This window comes from Streptomyces sp. B6B3 (genome assembly GCF_039871525.1).
Taxonomy (GTDB): domain Bacteria; phylum Actinomycetota; class Actinomycetes; order Streptomycetales; family Streptomycetaceae; genus Streptomyces.
Genome location: NZ_JBDPLU010000002.1, coordinates 562,092 through 584,844, shown reverse-complemented (window position 1 = coordinate 584,844; position 22,753 = coordinate 562,092). Strand labels below are relative to the sequence as shown.

The following is a 22,753-nucleotide window of genomic DNA, read 5'->3' as shown; positions in this document are numbered from 1 at the left end:
CCGGCCCCTCCCACGAACCCGGACCCGGCCCGGACCCGGGACGTCAGCAACCCCCCTGTAGGGTCGCGCCGCTCGTGTCCTGACGCAGCGTTCTGACCAGTAGGTTCTGGGCCGCTCTCAGAGCATCTGCCAGCCCAATGTCTCAGATCCGTGGCACTTCCTAGTCGGCCTGCTGCTCGGTCACCACGTCCCCGGCCGTCAGGTCGGCCGCGGCCAGGCCCTGGTTACTCCAGACGCCGCCACCTGGGCCAGGTCAGACCGCTCCGCGTGCACCGGCTCGTCGCCGGGGCGAGGCGACGTCGGACGCGGTGGACGTGTCCGACACCGAGCTCGCCCGCCGGATCATCGAGGAGGGGTAGGAACGGCTGAGTGTGGGCGGCCAGAGGTCCTGACCGGAGCGCGGATCGGGGCGTGCCAGGAAGAAGTAGCATCGTCGCCGACGTGGCGAGGTGAAGGCCGTCGCTGGCTGACAAGGCGGGGTGAAGCGTGGAACAGAAGAAGCCCTGGACGATCCAGTGGCATATTGCCGCAGATGGAACGGTGATCAAGCAGCGGTCCCGGGGCAGCGCGGAGCACGAACAGCTGTTCCAGCAGTTTGCGACGACGCGGACGCCGAAGATCGAGCAGCTCGACGCCATGGAGGAGGGGCTGCAGCGTGCCAGCGCCTCCGGCGAGCGAAGGTCCAGGGTCCTCCTCTACGTGGCCTACGTGGCTCTCGCAGGGCTCGTGGCCGGGATCGTGTCGACCTGGGCCGGCATCGATACCGGGTTCTTGACGCTGGGATCGCTCGCTGTCGTCGTTCTCCTCGGGCTCAGCACGGGCGTCATCATGCGGGCATCGATCAGTCGCTATCAGCGCGCCCACCGGCAGGCCGGGTTCGAATCGTCGAACGGCGTCACGCTCGCCGCTCGCGAGGCCCGCATGATGATCAGCGATCCAGGTGCCGTCTCCGGCAGGGAGTTCGCCGCCGTCCGAGCCTGAGGGCCGACGTGGGCGGTTGTCTCAAAGCGGGAGGCGGCAGCACCGCGTCGAGGACGTTCGCAGGAGTCTCGACTCCCGAGCTGGGCACGGGGTCGATCAGAGCTGCTGGATTGGACAGTTGCCGTTCGCGCCCACGGGGCAGAGAATCTGCCGGTCCGAGTGGGAATCCGCCAGCTTGAACGCGACAGGACGCGGAGCGTCTCAGCGACGTGGCCAACTGGCCAAACGGTGGCCGTCTGCTCTGAGATTCGGCCACGAAGCCTGAGACCCTACACCGCCGGGACCGGCCGGCCCGGATCGTCCAGCCAGGGGGTCGTGCCGTCCGGGGTGACGGTCAGGCCGAAGCGGTCGATGGTGGGCTCGCCGTGTGCGGTCCACCAGGCGTACGCGGCCACGAGTTCGTCCCACAGGCGGCGCGGGCCGGCCTGGCGGACGACCGTGCCCGGGCCCGTGCCGGCGCGGTGGACGGCCGCGGTCCACGAGTCGTCGCCGAGGCTGTAGAGCCACAACGTGTGTCCGTCGTCGTGCTGCTGGACGGCATGGGCGGCGTCGCGCAGGCACAGGCCGGCGACGAACGTGAAGGAGAGCCACGGGTCGTGCGGCGGCGGCGCCCCCGAGACCGTCCTGTCCCACACGGAGAGGTCGTCGGGGTAGCTCGGCCACACGAACCGGTGCGCGCGGAGCTTCATGAACTCCAGCAGGCGCCGGAACGGCCCGCTCGCGCTGCCGTCCGGCCGCACGGTCAGCCGGACCAGGGCGTCGTGAGAGCTGTAGGAGGTGCCCCACGGGGCGAGGATGACACCTCCCGGGCGGAGCTGCCTGAGCCACTCGGCGGGGATCCGGCGCATACCGCAGGTGGCGATGACCCGGTCATACGGTGCCCCGTCCGGCACGCCCAGGGCCCCGTCACCGGTGACCACGAGGGGACGGCGGCCAGCTTTCGCGAGCGCCCGCCGCGCGTCGGCGGCCACCTCGGGGTCCACCTCCACCGTGACCACGTTGTCGTCGCCCAGGCGGTGCGCGAGCAGCGCGGCGTTCCAACCGGTGCCCGTACCGATCTCCAGAACACGCATCCCCGGGCAGACGTCCAGGTCGGCCAGCATGGCGGCGACGAGTGGCGGAGCCGAGGCCGAACTGGTGGGCGTTTCGCCCGGAGCCTCTCCGTCATGCGCGCCGTCGTCCCACTGGGTGACAATCGGCGCGTCGGACCGCGCGGCGGCCTGCCAGGCGTCCGGGTCGGTGCGCCGGTTCACGGCGGCGGCGGTGCCGCTGTCCGCGTCGAAGGGCCAGATCAGGTCGGGCAGGAACGCCGCGCGGGGGAGGCCGCGGAACGCGGCCTCCCACTCGGGCGTCGCGGTGACCCGCGTCACTTCCCGTCCTTGTCGTCCTTGCGGTGATCGCCGCTCCCCGAAGGGGTGTCGCTGTCCGGCTGCGGCGTCTGCGTCGGCGGCTGGTACGGCTGTCCTGGCAGCTTGTCCTGCCCCATGCCGCCCGTGCCGTCGCCGTGTTGGCCTGACATGGAATCCTCCCCTGTCCGATTCGTGTGGATGTGCCGAAGGTACGGCCCACCGTGGGGCGCGTGACAGGGCGTGCGGAACGGGCCGCGCCATCCGGACCGCGCGGCGTTCCGCGGACTCCGAATCGCTCCACCCCGAGCGACCGACGCACGTGTTAGCGCTCGCGCTGCCAGCGGGCGGGATCTCACGGCGGCCACGGGTCGTCGATCAGGCCGTCGGCGATGGCGCGGCGAGACTCGTCGTCGTTGCGGTAGGGGAGCGGGATCACCGACAGCGGGAGCGGCTCGCCCGTCGCGCGGGAGCGGGCGGCGACGGGGCGGACCAACGGCCGGGGGCCCGGGCCGGTCCTCGTCCAGTCGGCCAGCGGCACCTCCACGTCGCCGTGCGGGTGTGCCAGGACCACCAGGACGTCGTCGGGGTCCGGGGCGGGCCCCGGCTGCTGCTGCGGCATGACCACATGATGCCGCCCGGCGCCCCCTCCGCTCCGGGAGGAGAGGGCGCCGGGCGGGGCCGGTGGGGTGAGGGGTGGTCAGCAGCCGTTGAGGATGCTGGTCAGCGCGCTCTTCTCGGCGGAGTCGACGGACAGGTCGTAGTTGTACTTCACCTGCACCCAGGCGCGGGCGTACACGCAGTGGAACCCGCTGGACGGCGGCATCCACTCGGCCGGGTCCTGGTCGCCCTTCTCCTGGTTCACGTTGTCGGTGACCGCGATGAGCTGCGGCTGGCTCAGGTCGTTGGCGAAGCCCTCGCGCGCCGAGGTGGACCACGAGCCGGCGCCGGAGTCCCACGCCTCGGCGAGCGGGACGAGGTGGTCGATGTCCACGTCGCCGGCGTCGTACCAGGTCGCGCCGTCGTAGACGGAGTACCAGCTGCCGGTCACCGCGCAGCCGGAGCCGACCTCGATGTTGCTGCCGTCGCGCTGCAGGACGATGTCCCGGGTGTCGCAGCTGTCGCCCTGGCTGCTCCAGTGCGGGAAGAGGTCGCGGTCGTAGCCCGTGCGGTTCTCCGTCTCGACGGACAGCGCGGCCAGATAGGAGCGGGCGGTGGAGGCGCTGACCGGAGTCGGCAGCGCGGCCTGGGCGTTCGGCCCGGTGAAGAGGGAGGCTATGGATATGAGGCCGGTGAACAGTGCGAGTACGGCCAGCCGGTGACGCGCGTAGATGGCGGACCGGGCGACTACGTTGCCTGCGAGGGTCACGCGAACTCCCTTGATGTGGGGGTGGGTACGGCTTCGTGAAGCTGCGTGGACATGCACGCGTCATGCGTGTGCCGACATGATGGCGCAGATACGTTTCTGCGCGGAAGGTGCCAGATGACGCTTTGGCGTCGCGGACGCGTCGGGCGGGGTCGTCGGAAGGGGTGGGACGGGGAAGGTGATCCCGCTCACCGGGCCGAAGGGCGGCGAGTGCCGGTCGCGTAGCGTTTGTCGTCCCGGTGAGTCCCCCACCCCGCCCGGGTCGATCGGCGCCAGGGTCGAGGTGACGGCGGACGCGTTTCTCCGGAGCCAGCGACAGCAGGAACAGCAGGAACAGCAGGAGTGGAGCCCTCATGGACAAGGAGCACGGCTACCAGGTCACCGTCCGGTGGACCGGCGACACCGGGTCGGGGACCGCCGGGTACCGCGAGTACGCCCGGGACACCGAGATCGTGGCCGAGGGGAAGCCGACCATGATCGTGGCGAGCGCGGACCCCGCGTTCCTCGGCGACCCGGAGCGGTGGAACCCGGAGGAGATGCTGGTGGCCTCGCTCTCCCAGTGCCACATGCTCAGCTACCTCGCCGTCTGCGCGCTGAAGAAGATCGTGGTGACGGGCTACGAGGACGTCGCGCGCGGCACGATGCGCGAGGAGCGGGGCGGCAGCGGGCGGTTCACGGAGGTCGTGCTGAGCCCGGTGGTCACCGTGGCCGAGGAGAGCATGGTGGCGACGGCCACCGACCTGCACGAGCGGGCGCACCAGATCTGCTTCATCGCCAACTCGGTCAACTTCCCGGTCCGGAACGAGCCGGTCATTCGGGTCGCCGGGCGCTGACCAGCCACGCGGCGCCGCGCAGCCGCACGCCCGTGCCGTTCGCGGCGCCCTCGGTCACCTCGTCCAACGCCGCCCGCAGCGCGCCCCTGGCCCGGTCCATCGCCGCGGAGTCATCGACTGGCAGGGCGTCGCGCACGGCGCCCCAGTCCGCGAGGAACGCCGCGCCCTCCGCCGTGTCGCCGCCGATCCGGATGCGAACGTGCAGGGGGGTCACGGAGATCGCGCCGAAGCCCGCGGCGCCCAGCAGGTCGCGGATGCGGTCGGGGCGGGCCAACGAGGACACGCCCGGTGCGCCCGCGTCGTCGAGGCGTGGCGGCAGGAACGGGCGCAGCGCCGCGGCGAGCACCCTGGTCAGGTCGTTGTCCGCCGGATCGCCCAGCACGGCGAGCGCGAGCCGGCCACCGGGCCGCAGCGTCCGGTGGAGGTTGCGGAACGCGGCCAGGTGGTCGGCGAAGAACATGGTGCCCATGCGGCTGATGACCACGTCGAAGCCGGCCTCGGGGAACGGGTGGGTCTGCGCGTCGCCGCGCTCGAAGTCGACGTTGGTCACGCCCTGGTCCGCCGCCGTGGCGCGGGCCTGGTCCAGCATGGCCGCGACGACGTCGTTGCCCACCGCCCAGCCGTCGGCCGCCGCGCGGGCGGCGCGCAGCGTGGTTCCGCCGTACCCGCAGCCGACGTCGAGCACCCGGTCCGCCGGGCGGATCGCCGCGGCGGCGAAGAGGGCCTCGTCGTAGCCGCCGCTGACCACCTCGTACCGGTCGGCGTCCGCGGCCCGGTCGAGGGCGGTGACGGGGGACCCGGCGGTCACCTGTCCGGCGTTTCGTGTCTCGCTGCGCGGGGACATCGGCGGCTCCTCCATCTGTGGGTCTGTTCGTAAGCGTGTGCTGTACGCTAACGCGAAGCTATGCGCGTACCCTGTACGCTGTCAAGCCGTATGCCTCGCCCCAGATCGCTCTCCATGGACCGTCTCGCCGCCGCGGCGCTCGCCGTCATCGACCGGGACGGGCTCGCCGGGCTCTCGATGCGCGCGGTCGCGTCCGAGCTCGGCATGGCCACCATGTCGCTGTACCGGTACGTGTCCGACCGCGAGCAGCTGGAGGGCCTGGTCGTGGACCGGGTGCTCGCCGGCGTGGACGTGGACGTCGTCCCGTCGCCCGGCCTCCCGTGGCGCGACCAGCTCGCCGTCCTGGTGGAACGGGTGCGGGCGGCCGTGGCGCGCCACCCCGAGGTGGTGCCGTTGACGCTGACGCACCGGCACACCTCGGCGGGCGTGCTGCGCTGGGCGGAGGCGGCGCTGGTGATCCTGACCGAGGCCGGGTTCGACGGCCGGCGTCGGGTGATCGCCCTGCGCAGCCTGCTGTGTTATCTGATCGGGGCCATCCAGACCGAGCACCTCGGACCGCTCGCCGGTTCGGGTACGCGGACGATGGCGGAGCTGCCGCGCGACGCCTTCCCCCTGCTGGCCGAGACGGCGGGGGACGCCCGGCGCGTCGGTGCCGACGAGGAGTTCCGCGAGGGGCTTGACGTGCTGCTCCGCGGGCTGGCCCCGTAGCGCTTGGCCAACGGGTCACGACAGGGACGGGCGTTGGCCTGAACCGGCCGGAACCGATGGGGGCGCCGTTCCGTCGAAGCCGCATGACGAACGGAGAGGGTGCGAGACGGCGACGCCGGGCCGGGACCGTGGTCGGCGGCGTGGTCGGGTTCGCGGCCCTGCTGACGAGTGGTTGCGGGACGGCGGACGGGTCGGGCGACCGGCCCGAATGGGACGAGATCGACGACTACACCTTCACCCTGGAGTACTTCGGCGGCGACTGCGAGGCGAAGTCCGAGGGTGCCTGGCGGATCACCGTCGAGGGCGGCGAGGCCACGGCCGCCGAGCCCCTCAACGCGGCGGCGCGGCGGTCCTCGTGGGCGGAGGGCGCGCCCACCCTCGTCGAACTCCACGACAACGCCCTCGGCGTGCGGGCGGACGGTGCCTACGACACGGTGGACATCGACCACGTCAACGACGGATGGGGGCGCCGCCCCGCGGGCGTGCACTACGTGGACCTCGACGACGGCGGCTACGAGGGCTGCGAGACGTACACCGACTTCGTGCCCACGGCGGACGCCGGATGAGGCACCCAGACCCCACCCGGCTGGCGGGGCTCACGCGGGGGGTGGGCCAGCCCGAAGGGTGAGGGCGCCGGGCAGCGCGGCCATTGCCGTGGCCAGGTGCGACGCCAGCCCGGCGCGCGTGGGCCCACCTCCCTCCTCCAGGGTGGGCCCACGCCATGGCGCCGGTGGGTCGGTCCAGGTGACCAGGGCGCGCTGCCACGCCGCGCACATCATGTCGATCGCCAGTCGCGCCCCGAGGTCGGGCGCCTCCGCGCCGAGGTCGAACCGGCGCAGCAGCACCTCCGTGGCGGCCCGGGAGGTGCGTTCGCAGAACTCCAGATCGTGGGCCAGCATGGTCGGCGTCCGGCTCTGCAGCACCCGGCTGAGCCGCATCCGCCGGGTCCAGTCGGCGGCCGGCATCCGCTCCAGTGCCGCGAGGAGCACGTCCCGCAGCATGTCGAGCAGCGGCGAGCCGTCCGGCGCGCGGGCCTCCAACTCCTCGAGAAACGCCGTCCACAGGTCCCGGTGCGGGGTCGTGACGACGTCCTCCTTGCTGGTGAAGTACCGGAAGAACGTGCGTTTGGAGACCTCGACGGCCGCGCACAGCTCGTCGAGCGTCAGCTCCTCGAAGCCCCGTTCGGTGAACAGCTCGAGCGCCGTGTCGATCAACGCCTGCCGGGTGCGGAGCTTCTTGCGCTCGCGCAACGACGGCTGGGCAGCCGGCGGTCGCGAGGCGTCCGAGGCCGTGGTCATGGGGCGAGTGTAGGTCCCTCCTCATCTGCCGTCTCGGAGGCGCTTTTGTCTCCTGTAGGCTAATGCCACTCAGTGGCACTATGCGAAGAGGTGTAACCATGCGCGCTCTGCTCGTCGACCGTTCCGTCCCCGGCGGCCTGCGGCTCGGTGAGGCTCCGGATCCCGAGCCCGCGCCCCACCAGGCCGTCGTCCGGATCGCCGCCACCTCGCTGAACTACGGCGAGATCAGGTACTTCGTGCCGAGTGCGCCCGAGGGCGCCGTGTTGGGCCTGGACGCCGCCGGTGTCGTGGTGCGGGCCGCCGCCGACGGCACGGGTCCGGCCGTCGGCACGCCGGTGGTGGCGTTGGCCGACGGCGGCGCGTGGGCCGAGCTGTGCGCCGTCGACACGGAGCGCCTCGCCGTGGTTCCCGCCGGTGCGGACCCCGGCGCGGTCAGCACGGTCCCCGCCGCCGGCACCACCGCGTTGCGCGCGTTGCACCGGCTCGGGCCGATCCTGGGCCGGCGGGTGCTGGTCACCGGGGCGACCGGCGGCGTCGGCCGGTACGCCGTACAACTCGCCAGGATCGGTGGCGCGCACGTCATCGCCACCACGGGCGACCCCGAGGCGTACGGCCGGACGCTGACCGGGCTCGGGGCGCACGAGGTGCTGGAAGGACCGCACCAGGCGGGTGACACCACCGTGGACGGGGTGCTGGACCTGGTGGGCGGCCGGCAGCGCGTGGACGGTTACGCGGCGCTGCGCTCTGGCGGCACGCTGGTGGCCGTGGGCCACGCCACGGACGGCGGCGAGACCTTCCCGTCCGGCGCGTTCCTCGGCCTGGACGGCCGACACGAGCGGTCGCTCGTCACCTTCAACCTGGCGGCCGAGGCGGGACTCGGCCGGGACATGGCGTGGCTCGCCGACCGGGTCGCCGCCCGGGAGCTGGAGCCGGGCGTCAGCTGGCACGGCGGCTGGGACAAGGTGGCCGAGGCGACGGACGCGCTGATGGGCCGGCGACTGCACGGAAAGGCCGTGCTCGACCTCGGCTAGCGGCGCGGCCCGGCCGGGGAGCGACGGTCGAGGCCCGGGCGCCCGGACCTCGACCGCGCGCCGGCGCGGAACGCGGCGGCCACCGTCGGCGGACCCGTCGGCGCTCGCGGCGCCGCTGGCGCCCTCGCGCGGGCGTGCTCGACCGGCGACCGCCGGCCGCGCGCCCGGGGACGGCGCCGTGGCCTGTCGGCGTGGGGGAGCGCGCGTTCCGGGTGCGCGCGGCGAGCGCGATCGCGGCGCGTACCCTGGATACCCCCGGCCCGCAGCGCGTGCCGGGCGCTTCGCGTTGCACTCGGTTGGCCGAGTGCCCGTCGCCACCCTCTCGCCCACACCCCCGACAGCCACCCGGGACGGAACTTCATGAGTCTGCACGGCCTGCTCGACGCCGTCATCGAAGACCCGGCACTCGCCGAGGCGGTCCGCGCCGCCGAGGCGGCGGACCGGCACCACGTCGACCTGGTCGGGCCCCCCGCCGCCCGCCCGTTCGCCGTGGCCGCGCTGGCCCGCGCCGCCGCCCGGCCGGTGCTGGCCGTCACCGCCACCGGACGGGAGGCGGAGGACCTGGCCGCCGCGCTGCGGTCGCTGCTGCCCGGGGACGGCGTCGTGGAGTACCCGGCGTGGGAGACGCTGCCGCACGAGCGGCTCTCGCCGCGCGCCGACACGGTCGGCCGCCGGCTCGCCGTGCTGCGCAGGCTGGCGCACCCGCGCGAGGACGACCCGACCGCCGGGCCGGTCTCGGTCGTCGTCGCGCCGATCAGGTCGGTGCTGCAGCCGCAGGTGCGCGGGCTGGGCGACCTGGTGCCCGTGGCGCTGCGCACCGGGCAGACGGCCGATCTGGAGGAGATCACCAACGCGCTCGGCGCCGCCGCCTACAGCCGCGTCGAGCTGGTCGAGAAGCGCGGCGAGTTCGCGGTGCGCGGCGGCATCCTGGACGTCTTCCCGCCGACCGAGGAGCACCCGCTGCGGGTGGAGTTCTGGGGCGACGACGTCGAGGAGATCCGCTACTTCAAGGTGGCCGACCAGCGTTCCCTGGAGGTCGCCGAGCACGGCCTGTGGGCGCCGCCCTGCCGCGAGCTGCTGCTCACGGAGGACGTACGGCGCCGCGCCGCGGAGCTCGCCGAGCACCATCCGGAGCTCGACGAGCTGCTCGGCAAGATCGCCGAGGGCATCGCCGTCGAGGGCATGGAGTCCCTGGCCCCGGCCCTGGTGGACGACATGGAGCTGCTGCTGGACGTACTGCCGGCCCGCAGCATGGCCGTGGTCTGCGATCCGGAGCGGGTGCGCACCCGGGCCGCCGACCTCGTCGCGACGAGCCAGGAGTTCCTCCAGGCGTCCTGGGCGGCGGCCGCCATGGCCGACACCGCCGAGGCGCCCATCGACCTGGGCGCGGCCTCGCTGTGGGGCCTGGCCGACGTCCGCGAGCACGCCCGGGAGCTGGGCGTCCCGTGGTGGTCGGTGTCCCCGTTCGCGACCGCCGACACCGATCCGGACGCCCCCCGCACCGGAGGCATCGCGGCCCCCGACATCTCCGGCGTCTCCGGGGCCACGGGAGCCGCCGGGCCGGCCGGAGCCGCCGAGGAGTTGGAGGCGGACGCGCTGCGGCTGGGCCTGCGCGCGCCCGAGAGCTACCGCGGGGACACCGCGCGGGCGCTCGCGGACACCAAGGGCTGGCTCGCCGAGGGCTGGCGCGTGGTGTTCCTGACCGAGGGCCAGGGCCCGGCCACCCGCACCGTCGAGGTGCTGGGCGGCGAGGGCATCGCGGCCCGGCTCGACGGCACCCTCGCGGTGGGCGACGCGATCTCCCCGGCCCTGGTGCACGTAGCCTGCGGCGCGGTCGAGACCGGCTTCCTCGCCCCCGCGCTGCGGCTGGCGGTGCTGACCGAGACGGACCTGACCGGGCAGAAGGCGTCGGGCCGCGAGGGCGCCCGGATGCCGGCCCGGCGCCGGAAGACCCTGGACCCGCTCACCCTGGTCGCGGGCGACTACATCGTGCACGAGCACCACGGCGTCGGCCGGTACATCGAGATGGTGCAGCGCACCGTGCAGGGCGCCACCCGGGAGTACCTGCTGGTCGAGTACGCGCCGGCGAAGCGCGGCCAGCCGGGCGACCGGCTGTTCGTGCCGACCGACCAGCTCGACCTCGTCACCCGGTACGTGGGCGGGGAGGCGCCCTCGCTGCACCGGCTCGGCGGCGCCGACTGGACCAAGACGAAGGCGCGCGCGAAGAAGGCGGTCAAGGAGATCGCCGCCGACCTGATCAAGCTCTACTCGGCCCGGATGGCCGCCCCGGGGCACTCCTTCGCCACCGACACCCCCTGGCAGCGGGAGCTGGAGGACGCGTTCCCGTACGCCGAGACCCCCGACCAGCTCACCACCATCGGCGAGGTCAAGGAGGACATGGAGAAGTCGGTCCCGATGGACCGGCTGATCTGCGGCGACGTCGGCTACGGCAAGACCGAGATCGCGGTGCGCGCGGCGTTCAAGGCGGTGCAGGACGGCAAGCAGGTGGCCGTGCTGGTGCCCACCACGCTGCTGGTGCAGCAGCACTTCGGCACCTTCTCCGAGCGGTACGCGCAGTTCCCGGTCAACGTCAGGCCGCTGTCGCGGTTCCAGAGCGACGCCGAGGCCAGGGCGGTCACCGAGGGGCTGCGGGACGGCACGGTGGACGTGGTCATCGGCACCCACCGACTGTTCTCCGGCGAGGTGAAGTTCAAGGACCTCGGCCTGGTGATCGTGGACGAGGAACAGCGCTTCGGCGTGGAGCACAAGGAACAGCTGAAGAAGCTCCGCGCCAACGTGGACGTGCTGACGATGTCGGCCACCCCGATCCCGCGCACCCTGGAGATGGCGGTCACCGGCATCCGGGAGATGTCGACGATCACCACGCCCCCGGAGGAGCGGCACCCGGTGCTGACGTTCGTCGGCCCGTACGAGGAGCGGCAGATCGGCGCGGCCATCCGGCGCGAGCTGCTGCGCGAGGGGCAGGTCTTCTTCATCCACAACCGGGTGGAGTCGATCGACCGTGCCGCCGCCCGGCTCCGGCAGATCGTCCCCGAGGCGCGGATCGCGACCGCGCACGGGCAGATGAGCGAGTCGCTGCTGGAGCGGGTGGTGGTCGACTTCTGGGAGAAGCGCTTCGACGTGCTGGTCTCCACGACGATCGTGGAGAACGGCATCGACATCTCCAACGCGAACACGCTGATCGTCGAGCGCGGCGACATGTTCGGCCTGTCGCAGCTGCACCAGCTGCGCGGCCGGGTCGGCCGGGGCAGGGAGCGCGGCTACGCCTACTTCCTGTACCCGCCGGAGCGGCCGCTGACCGAGACGGCGCACGAGCGGCTGGCCACCATCGCGCAGCACACCGAGATGGGCGCGGGCATGTACGTGGCGATGAAGGACCTGGAGATCCGCGGCGCCGGCAACCTGCTGGGCGGCGAGCAGTCGGGCCACATCGCGGGCGTCGGCTTCGACCTGTACGTGCGGATGGTGGGCGAGGCGGTGGCCGACTACCGGACGGCGCTGGCCGCCGGGGAGGGCATCGAACCGGAGGAGGCGCCGCTGGAGGTGAAGATCGAGCTGCCGGTGGACGCGCACGTGCCGCACGACTACGCGCCGGGCGAGCGGCTCCGGCTCCAGGCGTACCGGGCGATCGCGGCGGCCAACTCGGAGGCGGACATCGCCGCGGTGCGCGAGGAGCTGACCGACCGGTACGGCCAGCTGCCGGAGCCGGTGGAGAACCTGCTGCTGGTCGCGGGCCTGCGCATGCTGGCCCGGGCCTGCGGGGTCACGGACATCACGCTGCAGGGCAGCCGGATCCGGTTCACCCCGGTGGAGCTGCGGGAGTCGCAGGAACTGCGGCTGAACCGGGTCTACCCGGGCTCGGTCGTCAAGCGGCAGACCCGGCAGGTGCTGGTGAACCGCCCGACGACGGCCCGGATCGGCGGGAAGCCGCTGACCGGGCGGGAGCTGCTGGCCTGGGTCGGGGAGTTCCTGACGACGATCCCGGGGGCCTGACGGGGCCGGGGGCCGGGCCCCGGGTCAGGGCACCGGCAGCGTCCAGACCGCGGCGTCGTTCCGGCCACCGGCGTGGTACTCGAGGTCGATGGTCTGGGCCTCCGGCGACAGGCTGTAGGCGTGGTTGACGGTGAGGGTGCCGCCGGCCTCGATGGTCTCGATGATGTTGACGGGCAGGTCCATGGTGGTGCTCGTCAGCTGGTGCGCCTCCAGGCCGTTGTCCTCGCGGGCCTCGAAGCCGACGACGACCTCGTGGTCCTGGTTGAGGGTGTCCTCCACGGTGATCGTGGCCACGTAGGTCTCGTAGCCGGATTCGACCTCCGCGGCGAGGGTCTCGTCGGGGGTGAACGGTTCCAGGGCGGAGATCGTCAGCTTCATGCCGCTCTTGAACTCGACCGTGTCACCCTGACTGAAGTAGTAGGCGCTGCCCTCGGGCTCGCCCTCCTCGTAGGCGTCGTTGAGCACCGCGGGGGTCTCGCCGTCGCTCGCCGTGCCACCGCCCTCCTCGCCGCCGCCCGACATGCTGAAGATGACCACGAGCACCAGCACGAGGGCGGCGGCGCCCGCGGCGATGAGCCACGGCTGGTTCGAACGCCGGGCGTTGGCCGGCGGGTAGGGCCCGGTGGGGTTGCCCGTGGTCGGGCCGCTGGCGGGCCCGGGTCCCGGCGGCGCCTGCGGTGGCCCGCCGAACTGGGTCGGGGCGTACGCCGTGCCCTGCGGCGCGGCCACCGACGTCGGCGCGTAACCGGTCGGCGTCGGGGGTGCCACGGAGGTCGGCGCGTAGCCGGTCGGCGTGGGCTGGGCCAGCGAGGTCGGGGTGTACGGCGACGGGGCTCCGAAGCTCCCGCTGGCCGGCGCCGGTCCCGCGTGGGGCGACTCCGAGTCCAGCAGCCCGACGGCCTGCCGGCCGAGGCCGGCGATGAGACCCGCGGGCAGCCACGGGTCGACGCCCTGCTTGCCGAACGGGCTGCCGTCCCGGCCGTACTGCCACAGGTCACCGTCGGAGGTGTGCTTCAGCAGCTCCGCGAGGGCCGGGCGGGCCGCCGGGTCGGGGGCGAGGCAGGCGGAGATCAGGCCGCGCAGCCGGTCGGACAGGCCGCTGAGGTCCTTCTCGTCCTGGATGATCCGCAGCATCAGCACGTGCATCGCGCTGTCCTGGTCGCCGAACGGGGACCGTCCGGTCGCGGCGAACGCCAGCACCGAGCCGAGGCAGAAGACGTCGGAGGCGGGGGTGAGCTGTTCGCCCCGGCACTGCTCGGGGGACATGAACCCGGGCGAGCCCACCACGGATCCGGTGCGGGTGAGGGCGCTGGAGCCGTCTCCCGCCGCGCGGGCGATGCCGAAGTCGATGACCCGCGGCCCGTCGATGGTGACCAGCACGTTCGACGGCTTGAGGTCGCGGTGGATGAGGTGGGCGCCGTGGATGTCGTGCAGGGCGCGGGCCAGGCCGTTGGCGAGGGCGATCACGGACCGCTCGGGCAGCGGGCCGTGGCCGCCCGCCACCACCTCGTGGAGGGACGGGCCCGCGACGTAGCCGGTGGCCACCCAGGGGGTCTCGGCCTCCAGGTCGGCGTCGAGCACCGGGGCGGTCCACTCGCCGCCGATCCGGCGGGCCGCGTCCACCTCGTTGCGGAAGCGCTGCCGGAACTCGGGCTGCCGGGCGAGCTCGGGGAGCACCAGCTTGAGGGCGACGGTGCGGCCCCGGGAGGAACGCGCCACGTACACCTGGCCCATGCCCCCCTCACCGAGCCTGCCCACCAGTCGGTACTCGCCTATCGACTGTGGGTCCTGCGGACCGAGCGCCTTCATCCCCCTGGATCCTTCCCGACTTCCGGTGTGCACCGTGTGGGCTCGACGGGCGCCGCCGTCCGACGCGCCCCGACCTCGTACGAGACGGTATCCGACGATGGCCGGTTCCGAGCCCACACGGTGACCCGGGCTCAGGGGTGGGCGCGACCCGCCAGCTTGGCGGCCTTGCGGGCCCGGGCGTAGGCGTTGGTGGCCGGCAGCCAGCAGCAGACGATGACGGCGACGCAGCCGACGATCGCGACGTAGCTGAAGAGGGTCACGGAGCCGGGGCTGGGCTCGTCGCCGCCGAGGTGCATGAGGTGGGACAGCAGCGCGAACGCGGCGAAGATGGTGGTCAGCACGCGGGCCCAGGTGGCGCCGCGGTGCGCCAGCAGGGTCCACAGGAGCAGCAGCGCGGCGCAGAACAGGACGAGCCCGGCCCGCGCGAGGAGCGTGTCGCGGTGCTCGTCGACGAGGATCTGGGTGAAGGCGTCGACCTCGCCGAGCGTCTCGACGCCGAGTATCTCCTCGAGGTTGCTCTTGGCGAGGTCCTCGCCGCCGGTGAAGACGACGACGGAGCCGATGACGCTGGCCAGCACGGTGAGCAGGCCGGTGGCCAGCAGCGCCAGCAGCGCGCCGGGACGCTTCCGCGGCGGCTCCGGGTGTCCCGAGGGCGCGGGGTGGCCGGCGCGGTGACCGGCGGGCTGCTGGTTCCAGGCGGCCGGAGTTGGGGAGCTCACGAGCGGTTCTCCTTGTCGATGGTGGACGTGGGTGGGTGGGCGTGCGCGGTCAGAGGCCGACGGTCCAGATCGCGGGGTCGGCGAACTCGAGGGTCTGCTCGACATGGATGTCGAGGGTGGCGGTGCCGGGCAGGGCGGAGAACGCGTAGTCGGCGCTCGCGGTCTCGCCCGGGTTCAGGCCGGTCAGGAAGCCCTCGCCGACGGCGTCGTCGAAGATCTGTCCGGCCTCCTGGCCGTCCGGGTGGTAGGCGGTGAGCAGCAGCCAGTCCGCGTCCACCACGGCGTCGCCGCTGTTGGCGACGGTCAGCGTGAACGCGTAGGCGTCGTTGCCCTCGACCGCGCCGACGGCGTAGTCGCTGGGCTGGTAGGGCTCGGCGGCGGAGAGGGTGAGTTCCAGGCCGTTGTCGTAGACGGCGGTCTCGCCCACCGCGAAGTGGCCCTCGGGGATCTCCACGTCGCCCGAGCCCGCGTCGTCGGCCGTGTCCTCACCCGCCTCGCCGCCGGTGCCGTCCTCGCCGGCGTCCCCCGCCGACTCGCCCTGCGACTCTCCCCCGGGCCCTGAGGGCCCGGGAGGCGCCCCCACCGTGGTCGGCTCGTCGTCGGAGCCGCAGCCGGTGAGGCCGCCCAGGGCCAGGGCCGCCGAGGCGATCCCCACCACGGCCAGCATCCGGCCACGGGCTGGTGGCCGCGTCGAGCCGTGGAACTGGAACTCGTCGGTCGTCATGACGGGGTGTCCCCCTCCGGGGTTGTCACGCCGACTCGGTCGAATCGGCACGGTTAATCAGAGCACAGCCTGTGAACTGAGTCAACAAGACTTCTGCTGTCTGTGATTAGGTCGCTGTGTATGGGTAGGAACGAGAAGACCGGTTAGGGTCGGCTACACGTAGATCGAGGGGAGAGCGCCCGTGCCCGGGGAGAACAGCGAGGTGACCGCCGCCGGAATCGCCCGGCTCGCCGGGGTCGGCCGGGCCGCCGTCAGCAACTGGCGCCGCCGGTACGAGCACTTCCCGCGCCCCGTCGGCGGCACCGAGACCAGCCCGACCTTCGCGCTCGCCGAGGTCGAGCGCTGGCTGCGCGAGCAGGGCAAGGTCGCCGAGGTGCCGGCGCGGGAGCGCCTCTGGCAGCTGGTCGAGTCGCACGCCGCCGGGCCCGCCGACGCCCTCGCCCGGGTCGGCGAGCAGCTGCTGGACCGCGGCGACCTGGCGCCCGAAACGGCCGACCCGCTGGACCGCGCCGCGGCCGCGCTCGCCGCCGACATCGGCCCCGCCGCCGCCTTCGACTTCCTGCTCGGCCGCCATCTCGACGCCGCCGGCCGCCAGCTCGCCCTCACGCCGCCCGAGACGGCCGAGCTGATGGCCGCGCTCGCCGGCCCGGGCGACTCCGTGCTCGACCCGGCCTGCGGCCCCGGCACCCTGCTCGCCGCCGCCCGCGGGCCGCAGCCCGAGGGCGCGCCGCCCGCCGAACTGCACGGCCAGGAGTCCGATCCGGCACTGGCCCGCCTCGCCGGCCTGCGGCTGGCGCTGCGCGGCGCCGCGGCCGTCCAGGTCCGGGCCGGCGACACGCTGCTCGCCGACGCCTTCCCCGGCCTCGCCGCCGACGTCGTGCTGTGCCATCCGCCGTTCAACGAACGCCACTGGGGCCACGAGCAGCTCGCCTACGACCCGCGCTGGGAGTACGGCCTGCCGGCCCGCACCGAGTCCGAGCTCGCCTGGGTGCAGCACGCCCTGGCCCGGCTCCGCCCCGGCGGCACCGCCGTGCTGCTGATGCCGCCGGCGGCCGCCTCGCGCCGCACCGGCCGCCGGGTGCGCGCCGCGCTGCTGCGGCGCGGCGCGCTGCGCGCCGTGCTGACCCTGCCCGCCGGCGCCGCCCCGCCGCACAGCCTGCCGCTGCACCTGTGGGTGCTCCGCCGACCCGACGGCACGCCGGCGCCCGACCCGCGGCTGCTGGTGGTCGACACCGCCGCCGCGCACCGGGCCCGGGGGCGGGGTGGTGGGGGGAGGATCGAGTGGCCCGCCCTGCGCCGCACCGTCCTCGATGCCTGGACCGCCTTCCAGCGGGACGGCGACGTGGCCGAACGCCCCGGCGTGCGCCGGGCGCTGGCGGTGATCGACCTGCTCGACGACGAGGTGGACCTGGCGCCGGCCCGCCATCTGCCGCCGCCCGCCGAGGCCACCGGCACCACCGCGCTCGCCGCCGTCCAGGCGGACCTCCGCGACACCCTGCGCCGCACGCACGACCTGGCGCCGGTGGTCGATCCCGCGAGCCCCGGGCCCGGACCCCGCTGGTCCACGGTCACCGTCGCCGAGCTGGCGCGGACCGGAGCGTTGGAGCTCCACCTGACCACGGCGGCCGCCGGCGCCGCCGCGGCCGAGCTCCCCTCCCCCCGCCCCGGCGACGTGCTGGTGCCGTTGCTCGCCGACGACGTTGGGGCGGTCGCCCGCGTGGTGACCGGAGAACCGGAACAGGGACAAGAACAGGAAGGGGAGCGGGCGGACGCCCCGGACGCCGCCGTGCTGGCCCGGCACATCTGCCTATTGCGTCCCGATCCGGAGGCCCTCGACCCGTGGTTCCTCGCCGGCTTCCTGCGCGGCACCGCCAACACCCGGCAGGCCAGCAGCTACGCGTCCAGCGCCACCCGGGTCGACGTGCGTCGCCTCAAGGTGCCCAGGATGCCGTTGGAGACCCAGCGGCGCTACGGCCGCCGGTTCCGTGACCTGGCGGCCTTCGAGGCGTCCCTGCGCGCCGCCGCCGACCTGGGTCGGCAGCTCGTCCAGGGCACCGTGGACAGCCTCACCGAGGGCACGCTCCCCCCCGGCGACTGACGCCCCGAAACCCGGATATCATCCTCACCTCTCGCCACGTATCGAACGGGTTACCGAGGGGGGCACTGACCGATGTACGGTCCGCCGCCACCGGCGGCGCCGCCCGACCGCCCCGGTGCCAAGGCGCTCACGGTGCGGTGGCTCTTCGCCTCCTTTCCCGTCTGGTCGCTCTGCCTGCTCGCCTGGGTGCCGCCGCTGCGCATCGCCCTGATCAGGAAGCGGAACCGGGACTGGGCGTACTTCGGGCTCTACGTGATGCTGACCTTCGGGCTGCTGTTGCTCGTCTGGTACGTCCCCACGGACCCCGGGGGAGGGGAGGGCGCCGAGCAGGGCTCCGACGACGCCGATCCCTACAGCGCCATGGTGGGCTTCCTCTTCCTCTCCTACATGGTGGGCGCCGTCATCCACGCGGTGCGCGCCGACCGCTTCCCCCGCGCGGTCCCGGCCCAGCCGTCCCCGCCCGCCGGCCTGCTCACCGTTCCCCTCACCGTTCCGCCCGCCGCTCCGCCTGTCGTCCCGCCCGCGCCCCCGGCGGGGACCCCGTTCGCCCCGGGCCCGGCCGCCCCCGGCTTCGGTCCCCCCGCGGCCCCCGCGCCCGCCGTCCCGACGGCCCCCGACTACCCCCGGATGCGCCAGGTCGCCTCCGAGCTCGACGAGCTCGGTGAGTACCTGCGTCGCCAGGAGGGTCGATGACCGGCCGCCTGATCGCCGGCCGCTACCAGCTCACCGAACCCCTGGGCAAGGGCGGCATGGGCGAGGTCTGGGCCGGTCAGGACGCCGCGCTCGGCGGCCGGCGGATCGCCGTCAAGCTGCTGCACGCCGACCGGCTCGCGTCGCTCTCCGGCACCGCCGATCCGGAGGACCTGCGCCGCCGCTTCCTGCGCGAATGCCGGATCACCGCCCGCATCGACCACCCGGGCCTGGTCGCCGTGCACGACGCCGGCCGGCAGGGCGAGGAGCTCTACCTCGTCATGCAGCTGGTGGAGGGCAGCGACCTCGGCGACCATCTGGCCGAACAGGAGCCGTACCCCTGGCCGTGGGCGGTCGCCGTGCTGGCCCAGCTGGCCTCCGCGCTGGCCGCGGTGCACGCGGTGGGCGTGGTGCACCGCGACCTCAAGCCCGGCAACATCATGGTCCGCCCCGACGGCCGGGTCACCATCCTCGACCTCGGCATCGCCGCCGTGCGCGGCGACGGCGAGGACACCCGGCTGACCCGCACCGGCACGCTGCTCGGCACCCCCGTGTACATGGCGCCCGAGCAGGCGGTCGGCGGCCCGCCGGTGGGCCCGCCGGCCGATCTGTACGCGCTGGGCGCCATCGGCTACGAGCTGCTCGCCGGCCGGCCGCCGTTCACCGCGCCCAACGCCGCGGGGCTGCTCTACAAGAAGCTGCACGAGACCGCCGAGCCGGTGGACCGGCTCCGCCCGGACGCGCCGCGCGAGCTGGCCGCGCTGATCCACGGGCTGCTCGCCAAGGACCCGGTGGGCCGCCCCGGCGACGCGCACCAGGTCTTCGCCGCCCTCGGCCCGCTGCTGCCGCAGCCCGGCGCGGCGGCGCCGCCCACCCCGCTCGACCCCACCCGCCCGTTCCGCCACCCGTTGGCGCCCTGGCCGCCGGCCCGGTCGCCCGAGCCCGACCTGCCGGGGGTGCTGGAGGAGGTGCGGCGCCTGCTGGCGCTCGGCCAGTACCCTCAGGTCGCCGAGCTGCTCAGCCACACGCTCCCGCTGGCCGCCGCCCGCTACGGCGAGGCGTCACCGATCGTCCGCACGCTGCGCAAGCAGTACGCGGCCACGCTGCTCGACACCCGCCAGTACGCCCGCGCGCTGCCGGAGATCCAGCGGCTGACCCAGGAGTACGCGGCGGAGCGGGGCCCCTACGACCCGCTGGTGGCCCAGCTGCGGGCCGACGAGCAGCTGTGCCTGCGGCAGCTGGGCATGGCGGGCGCCTGATGCGCCCCGGGGCGGCCCGGAGGAGGGCCGGAGAAGAAAGCGGATAAGGAAGAGAGAGGCTCCCCCGCCAGGACTCGAACCTGGACACTAAGGACCAAAACCTCATGTGCTGCCAATTACACCACGGGGGATCGCCGGCCGGTCGAGCCGGTCACCCGTCTGACTCGCCGATACGTTCCCACACTATGCCAGCCCACCAACCGACGGTGCGACGGCATTGGTTCACGGCGGCCACGAGGGTGGTCCACCCCCATGAAAAGGAGTGGACCACGCCCTTAGGCTGGTCGTTATGAGTGCGTCGGGGGCGGCCCTGGAGGGGCGGGGGTACGCGCTGCTGTGGTGGACCCGGCGGCGCGGCGTCGCGCTGGACGCGGTGCTCGCGCTGCTGTCCGCGGCGGAGTGTGGCGCGATGGGCGTGGGGTTCGCGAACCGGGCCGGGCTGCCGGTCGGCCTGGTGGTGCCGCTGGGGGTGCTGGTCGGGCTCACCATGATCGCTCGGCGGCAGTGGCCGCTGGCCGTGGTGATGCTGGCGATCGCGGTGCTGCCCGCGCAGATGGGCGGCCTGCTGGCGCTCGTCGGCCTGTACACGCTGTGCACCACCGACGCGCCGCGGCGGGTGATCGCCGCGCTCGCCGGCATGGAGGGCGTCGGCACCGTCATCGTCACCTACCTGGTGCTGGACTCGGACGCCGGCCTGCGGGAACAGCCGATGCCGGTGTGGTTCACGCCGCTGGTCTCGGTGCTCTTCGGGGTGGCCACCGTGGTGCCCCCGGTGCTGCTCGGCAAGTACGTGCGCGCCCGGCGGCGGCTGGTCGAGTCGCTGCGTGACCGCGCGGACGGCCTGGAGCGGGAGCTCGCGCTGCTGGCCGACCACGCCGAGGAGCGGGCGCACTGGGCGCGCGGCGAGGAGCGCCGGCGCATCGCCAGGGAGATGCACGACGTGGTGGCGCACCGGGTCAGCCTGATGGTGGTGCACGCGGCGGCGCTGCAGGCGGTGGCCAGGAAGGATCCGGAGAAGGCGTCGCGGAACGCCGCGCTGATCGGCGACATGGGTCGGCAGGCGCTGACCGAGCTGCGCACCATGCTGGGCGTGCTGCGGGCCGGCGAGCCGCGCGCCGAGGGACCGGACGGCGCGGGCCCGGCCCGCGTGGAGGCACCCCCCGGGCCCGGGTCCTCGGGGACGGCCGACGCGCCCACCCGGCTGGTGGAGATCGCGGCGACCGCCAGCGCCGGCCGGAGCACGGTGCCGCGCCAGCGGGACGGCCAGCGGGACGGCCGGCGCGACGGCCCCTGCCTGAGCGAGCTCGCCGCGCTCGTCGACCAGTCCCGGGCGGCCGGCATGGCGGTGGAGCTCAGCGTGGAGGGCGAGGTGCGCGACTATCCGGACCAGGTGGAGGCGACGGCCTACCGGGTGGTCCAGGAGGCACTGACGAACGTGCACAAGCACGCGGCGGGCGCCGCGGCCCGGGTGCGGCTGGCGCACCGGGACGGCGAGGTCGCGGTGCTGGTGCAGAACGAGCGCCCGGACGGCGCGCCGGGCGGCGCGACCGGACTGCCCAGCGGGGGGAACGGGCTGGTGGGCATGCGGGAGCGGGTGCTGGCGTTGGGCGGCGGATTCGTCTCGGGCCCGGTGGACGGGGGCGGTTTCCGGGTCTCGGCGGTGATACCCGCCCGGCGACGGAGGGCCACGGGTGGACAGCCCGCCGGTGGATAGCCGCGCGCCCGAGCTGTTCGGGTGGGAGTTCTCGGCGGATCCCTACCCGGCGTACGCCTGGCTCAGGGAACACGCGCCGGTGCACAAGACGCGACTGCCGAGCGGCATGGCGGCGTGGCTCGTCACCCGCTACGACGACGCGCGCCGGGCGCTCGCGGACGCGCGGCTGAGCAAGAACCCGCAGCGACACTCCCCGGCGGCGCACCAGCTGGGACGGGTGGGCATCCCGGGGGAGCGCAGCGCGAACGTGATGACGCACCTGTTGAACATCGACCCGCCGGACCACACCCGGCTGCGCCGGCTCGTGTCGAAGGCGTTCACGCCGCGCCGGGTGGCCGCGTTCGAACCGCGCGTCCGGGAGCTCGCCGGGCGGCTGGCCGACGGCTTCGCGACGCGCGGCTCGGCCGATCTGATCGAGGAGTTCGCCTTCCCGCTGCCGGTGTACGCCATCTGCGACCTGCTGGGGGTGCCGGGCGAGGACCAGGACGACTTCCGGCGCTGGGCCGGGATGATGCTGCACGGCGCGGGCCGGCGTGGCGCGGTGGGCCGTTCGGTGAAGCGGATGCGGGCCTACCTCGGCGACCTGATCCACCGTAAGCGGGTGACCGGAGAGCTGGGCGAGGACCTGATCTCCGGTCTGATCAGGGCCTCCGACCACGGCGAGCAGCTGACCGAGGAGGAGGCCGCCTCGATGGCCTTCATCCTCCTCTTCGCCGGTTTCGAGACCACGGTCAACCTGATCGGCAACGGCATGCTGGCGTTGCTCCGCAACCCGCGAGAACTCGCCAGAATGCGCGAGGCGTTGACGACCGGGGACGAGGCGCTCGTGGCCTCGGGCCTGGAGGAGTTGCTGCGCTACGACGGTCCGGTTGAGGTGGCCACCTGGCGGTTCGCGGTGGAGCCGCTGACCCTCGGCGGGCAGCGCGTCGAACGCGGCGATCCGGTGCTGGTGGTGCTGGCCGCCGCGGATCGGGATCCGGCCAGGTTCGAGGCGCCCGACCTGTTGGACCTCGGCCGGCGGGACAACCCGCATCTGGGGTACGGCCACGGCATCCACTACTGCCTGGGCGCGCCGCTGGCGCGACTGGAGGGCCGGGTTGCGATCGGGACGTTGCTACGCAGGCTGCCAGATGTCCGGCTTGCTGTGGATCCAGACGATCTGCGGTGGCGTGGGGGTCTGATCATGCGTGGACTTCGATCACTGCCCGTGGAATTCGCACCAGCTCGGATGACGTAGCGTCAGTAGTGTGATCCTCATGTGATCTGTGCGGGATCGGCTTGTGATCGTCGATGCGGCGGGTTAGCGTCTGCCCGCAACG

The 22,753-nt window shown here is 73.9% G+C and carries 20 protein-coding genes and 1 tRNA gene; 11 read left to right on the top strand and 10 right to left on the bottom strand.

Going from position 1 to position 22,753, the window contains the following annotated elements; genetic code table 11:
• Positions 1-486: 486 nt before the first annotated feature.
• Positions 487-981, top strand: a complete 495-nt coding sequence (locus ABGB06_RS06865; protein WP_347586272.1) for a hypothetical protein — start codon at positions 487-489, stop codon at positions 979-981.
• Positions 982-1,250: 269 nt separating this feature from the next.
• Here the strand turns inward: ABGB06_RS06865 and ABGB06_RS06860 are convergent, their stop codons facing one another.
• The 4 genes from ABGB06_RS06860 to ABGB06_RS06845 form a co-directional block, all read right to left on the bottom strand.
• A complete protein-coding gene (locus tag ABGB06_RS06860) occupies positions 1,251-2,351 on the bottom strand; it encodes a methyltransferase domain-containing protein (protein WP_347586270.1) in 1,101 nt (366 codons plus the stop codon).
• Complete coding sequence (locus ABGB06_RS06855; protein ID WP_347586269.1) at positions 2,348-2,500, bottom strand: hypothetical protein; 153 nt, start codon at positions 2,498-2,500, stop codon at positions 2,348-2,350. The genes ABGB06_RS06860 and ABGB06_RS06855 overlap by 4 nt, the downstream gene beginning before the upstream one ends.
• 182 nt (positions 2,501-2,682) lie before the next feature.
• On the bottom strand, positions 2,683-2,949 hold the full coding sequence (locus tag ABGB06_RS06850) for a hypothetical protein (RefSeq protein WP_347586267.1): 267 nt from the start codon (positions 2,947-2,949) through the stop codon (positions 2,683-2,685).
• A gap of 78 nt (positions 2,950-3,027) precedes the next feature.
• The gene (locus ABGB06_RS06845) at positions 3,028-3,696 is read right to left on the bottom strand and encodes an HNH endonuclease family protein (RefSeq protein WP_347586265.1); all 669 of its coding nucleotides are present in this window, start codon (positions 3,694-3,696) and stop codon (positions 3,028-3,030) included.
• Positions 3,697-4,046: 350 nt separating this feature from the next.
• On the opposite strand from ABGB06_RS06845, the gene ABGB06_RS06840 reads away from it, so the two are divergent.
• On the top strand, positions 4,047-4,526 hold the full coding sequence (locus ABGB06_RS06840; protein WP_347586263.1) for an OsmC family protein: 480 nt from the start codon (positions 4,047-4,049) through the stop codon (positions 4,524-4,526).
• Here the strand turns inward: ABGB06_RS06840 and ABGB06_RS06835 are convergent.
• Complete coding sequence (locus tag ABGB06_RS06835) at positions 4,504-5,370, bottom strand: methyltransferase domain-containing protein (protein ID WP_347586261.1); 867 nt, start codon at positions 5,368-5,370, stop codon at positions 4,504-4,506. The two genes, ABGB06_RS06840 and ABGB06_RS06835, sit on opposite strands and share 23 nt — an antisense overlap.
• A gap of 90 nt (positions 5,371-5,460) precedes the next feature.
• On the opposite strand from ABGB06_RS06835, the gene ABGB06_RS06830 reads away from it, so the two are divergent.
• Both ABGB06_RS06830 and ABGB06_RS06825 read left to right on the top strand, forming a co-directional pair.
• Complete coding sequence (locus ABGB06_RS06830) at positions 5,461-6,078, top strand: TetR/AcrR family transcriptional regulator C-terminal domain-containing protein (RefSeq protein WP_347586259.1); 618 nt, start codon at positions 5,461-5,463, stop codon at positions 6,076-6,078.
• Between the two features lie 83 nt (positions 6,079-6,161).
• Positions 6,162-6,644 carry a hypothetical protein gene (locus ABGB06_RS06825; RefSeq protein WP_347586257.1) on the top strand — a complete coding sequence of 161 codons (483 nt, stop codon included), beginning with the start codon at positions 6,162-6,164 and terminating at the stop codon, positions 6,642-6,644.
• A 30-nt stretch (positions 6,645-6,674) separates the two neighbouring features.
• On the opposite strand, the gene ABGB06_RS06820 is transcribed toward ABGB06_RS06825, so the two are convergent.
• A complete protein-coding gene (locus ABGB06_RS06820) occupies positions 6,675-7,376 on the bottom strand; it encodes a TetR family transcriptional regulator (protein WP_347586255.1) in 702 nt (233 codons plus the stop codon).
• Positions 7,377-7,474: 98 nt separating this feature from the next.
• On the opposite strand from ABGB06_RS06820, the gene ABGB06_RS06815 reads away from it, so the two are divergent.
• Entirely contained in the window at positions 7,475-8,407 is a 933-nt protein-coding gene (locus ABGB06_RS06815) for a zinc-binding dehydrogenase (RefSeq protein WP_347586254.1), read from the top strand.
• A 360-nt stretch (positions 8,408-8,767) separates the two neighbouring features.
• Complete coding sequence (mfd, locus tag ABGB06_RS06810; RefSeq protein ID WP_347586252.1) at positions 8,768-12,421, top strand: transcription-repair coupling factor; 3,654 nt, start codon at positions 8,768-8,770, stop codon at positions 12,419-12,421.
• 24 nt (positions 12,422-12,445) lie between these two features.
• Here mfd and ABGB06_RS06805 read toward each other — a convergent pair whose 3' ends face one another.
• The 3 genes from ABGB06_RS06805 to ABGB06_RS06795 all read right to left on the bottom strand — a co-directional run bounded on the left by ABGB06_RS06805 (position 12,446) and on the right by ABGB06_RS06795 (position 15,673).
• Positions 12,446-14,230, bottom strand: a complete 1,785-nt coding sequence (locus tag ABGB06_RS06805) for a protein kinase (protein ID WP_347586250.1) — start codon at positions 14,228-14,230, stop codon at positions 12,446-12,448.
• Between the two features lie 131 nt (positions 14,231-14,361).
• Positions 14,362-14,949, bottom strand: coding sequence for a hypothetical protein (locus ABGB06_RS06800; protein ID WP_347586248.1), 588 nt, complete (start codon positions 14,947-14,949; stop codon positions 14,362-14,364).
• Positions 14,950-14,998: 49 nt separating this feature from the next.
• Positions 14,999-15,673, bottom strand: a complete 675-nt coding sequence (locus ABGB06_RS06795) for a hypothetical protein (protein ID WP_347586246.1) — start codon at positions 15,671-15,673, stop codon at positions 14,999-15,001.
• A 181-nt stretch (positions 15,674-15,854) separates the two neighbouring features.
• Between ABGB06_RS06795 and ABGB06_RS06790 the strand changes: the two genes are divergently transcribed.
• The 3 genes from ABGB06_RS06790 (at position 15,855) to ABGB06_RS06780 (ending at position 19,720) form a co-directional block, all read left to right on the top strand.
• A complete protein-coding gene (locus ABGB06_RS06790; RefSeq protein WP_347586244.1) occupies positions 15,855-17,771 on the top strand; it encodes an N-6 DNA methylase in 1,917 nt (638 codons plus the stop codon).
• A gap of 72 nt (positions 17,772-17,843) precedes the next feature.
• Positions 17,844-18,464 (top strand): hypothetical protein, encoded by a 621-nt coding sequence (locus ABGB06_RS06785; RefSeq protein WP_347586242.1) that lies wholly within the window; start codon positions 17,844-17,846, stop codon positions 18,462-18,464.
• Entirely contained in the window at positions 18,461-19,720 is a 1,260-nt protein-coding gene (locus ABGB06_RS06780) for a serine/threonine-protein kinase (protein WP_347586240.1), read from the top strand. The genes ABGB06_RS06785 and ABGB06_RS06780 overlap by 4 nt, the downstream gene beginning before the upstream one ends.
• A 59-nt stretch (positions 19,721-19,779) precedes the next feature.
• Here ABGB06_RS06780 and ABGB06_RS06775 read toward each other — a convergent pair.
• Positions 19,780-19,851: transfer RNA gene (locus ABGB06_RS06775), tRNA-Gln, on the bottom strand.
• 158 nt (positions 19,852-20,009) lie between these two features.
• Between ABGB06_RS06775 and ABGB06_RS06770 the strand changes: the two genes are divergently transcribed.
• Positions 20,010-21,434: a histidine kinase gene (locus ABGB06_RS06770; protein WP_347586238.1), complete on the top strand. Its 1,425-nt coding sequence runs from the start codon at positions 20,010-20,012 to the stop codon at positions 21,432-21,434.
• Complete coding sequence (locus tag ABGB06_RS06765) at positions 21,427-22,671, top strand: cytochrome P450 (RefSeq protein ID WP_347586236.1); 1,245 nt, start codon at positions 21,427-21,429, stop codon at positions 22,669-22,671. The genes ABGB06_RS06770 and ABGB06_RS06765 overlap by 8 nt, the downstream gene beginning before the upstream one ends.
• Positions 22,672-22,753 lie beyond the last annotated feature (82 nt).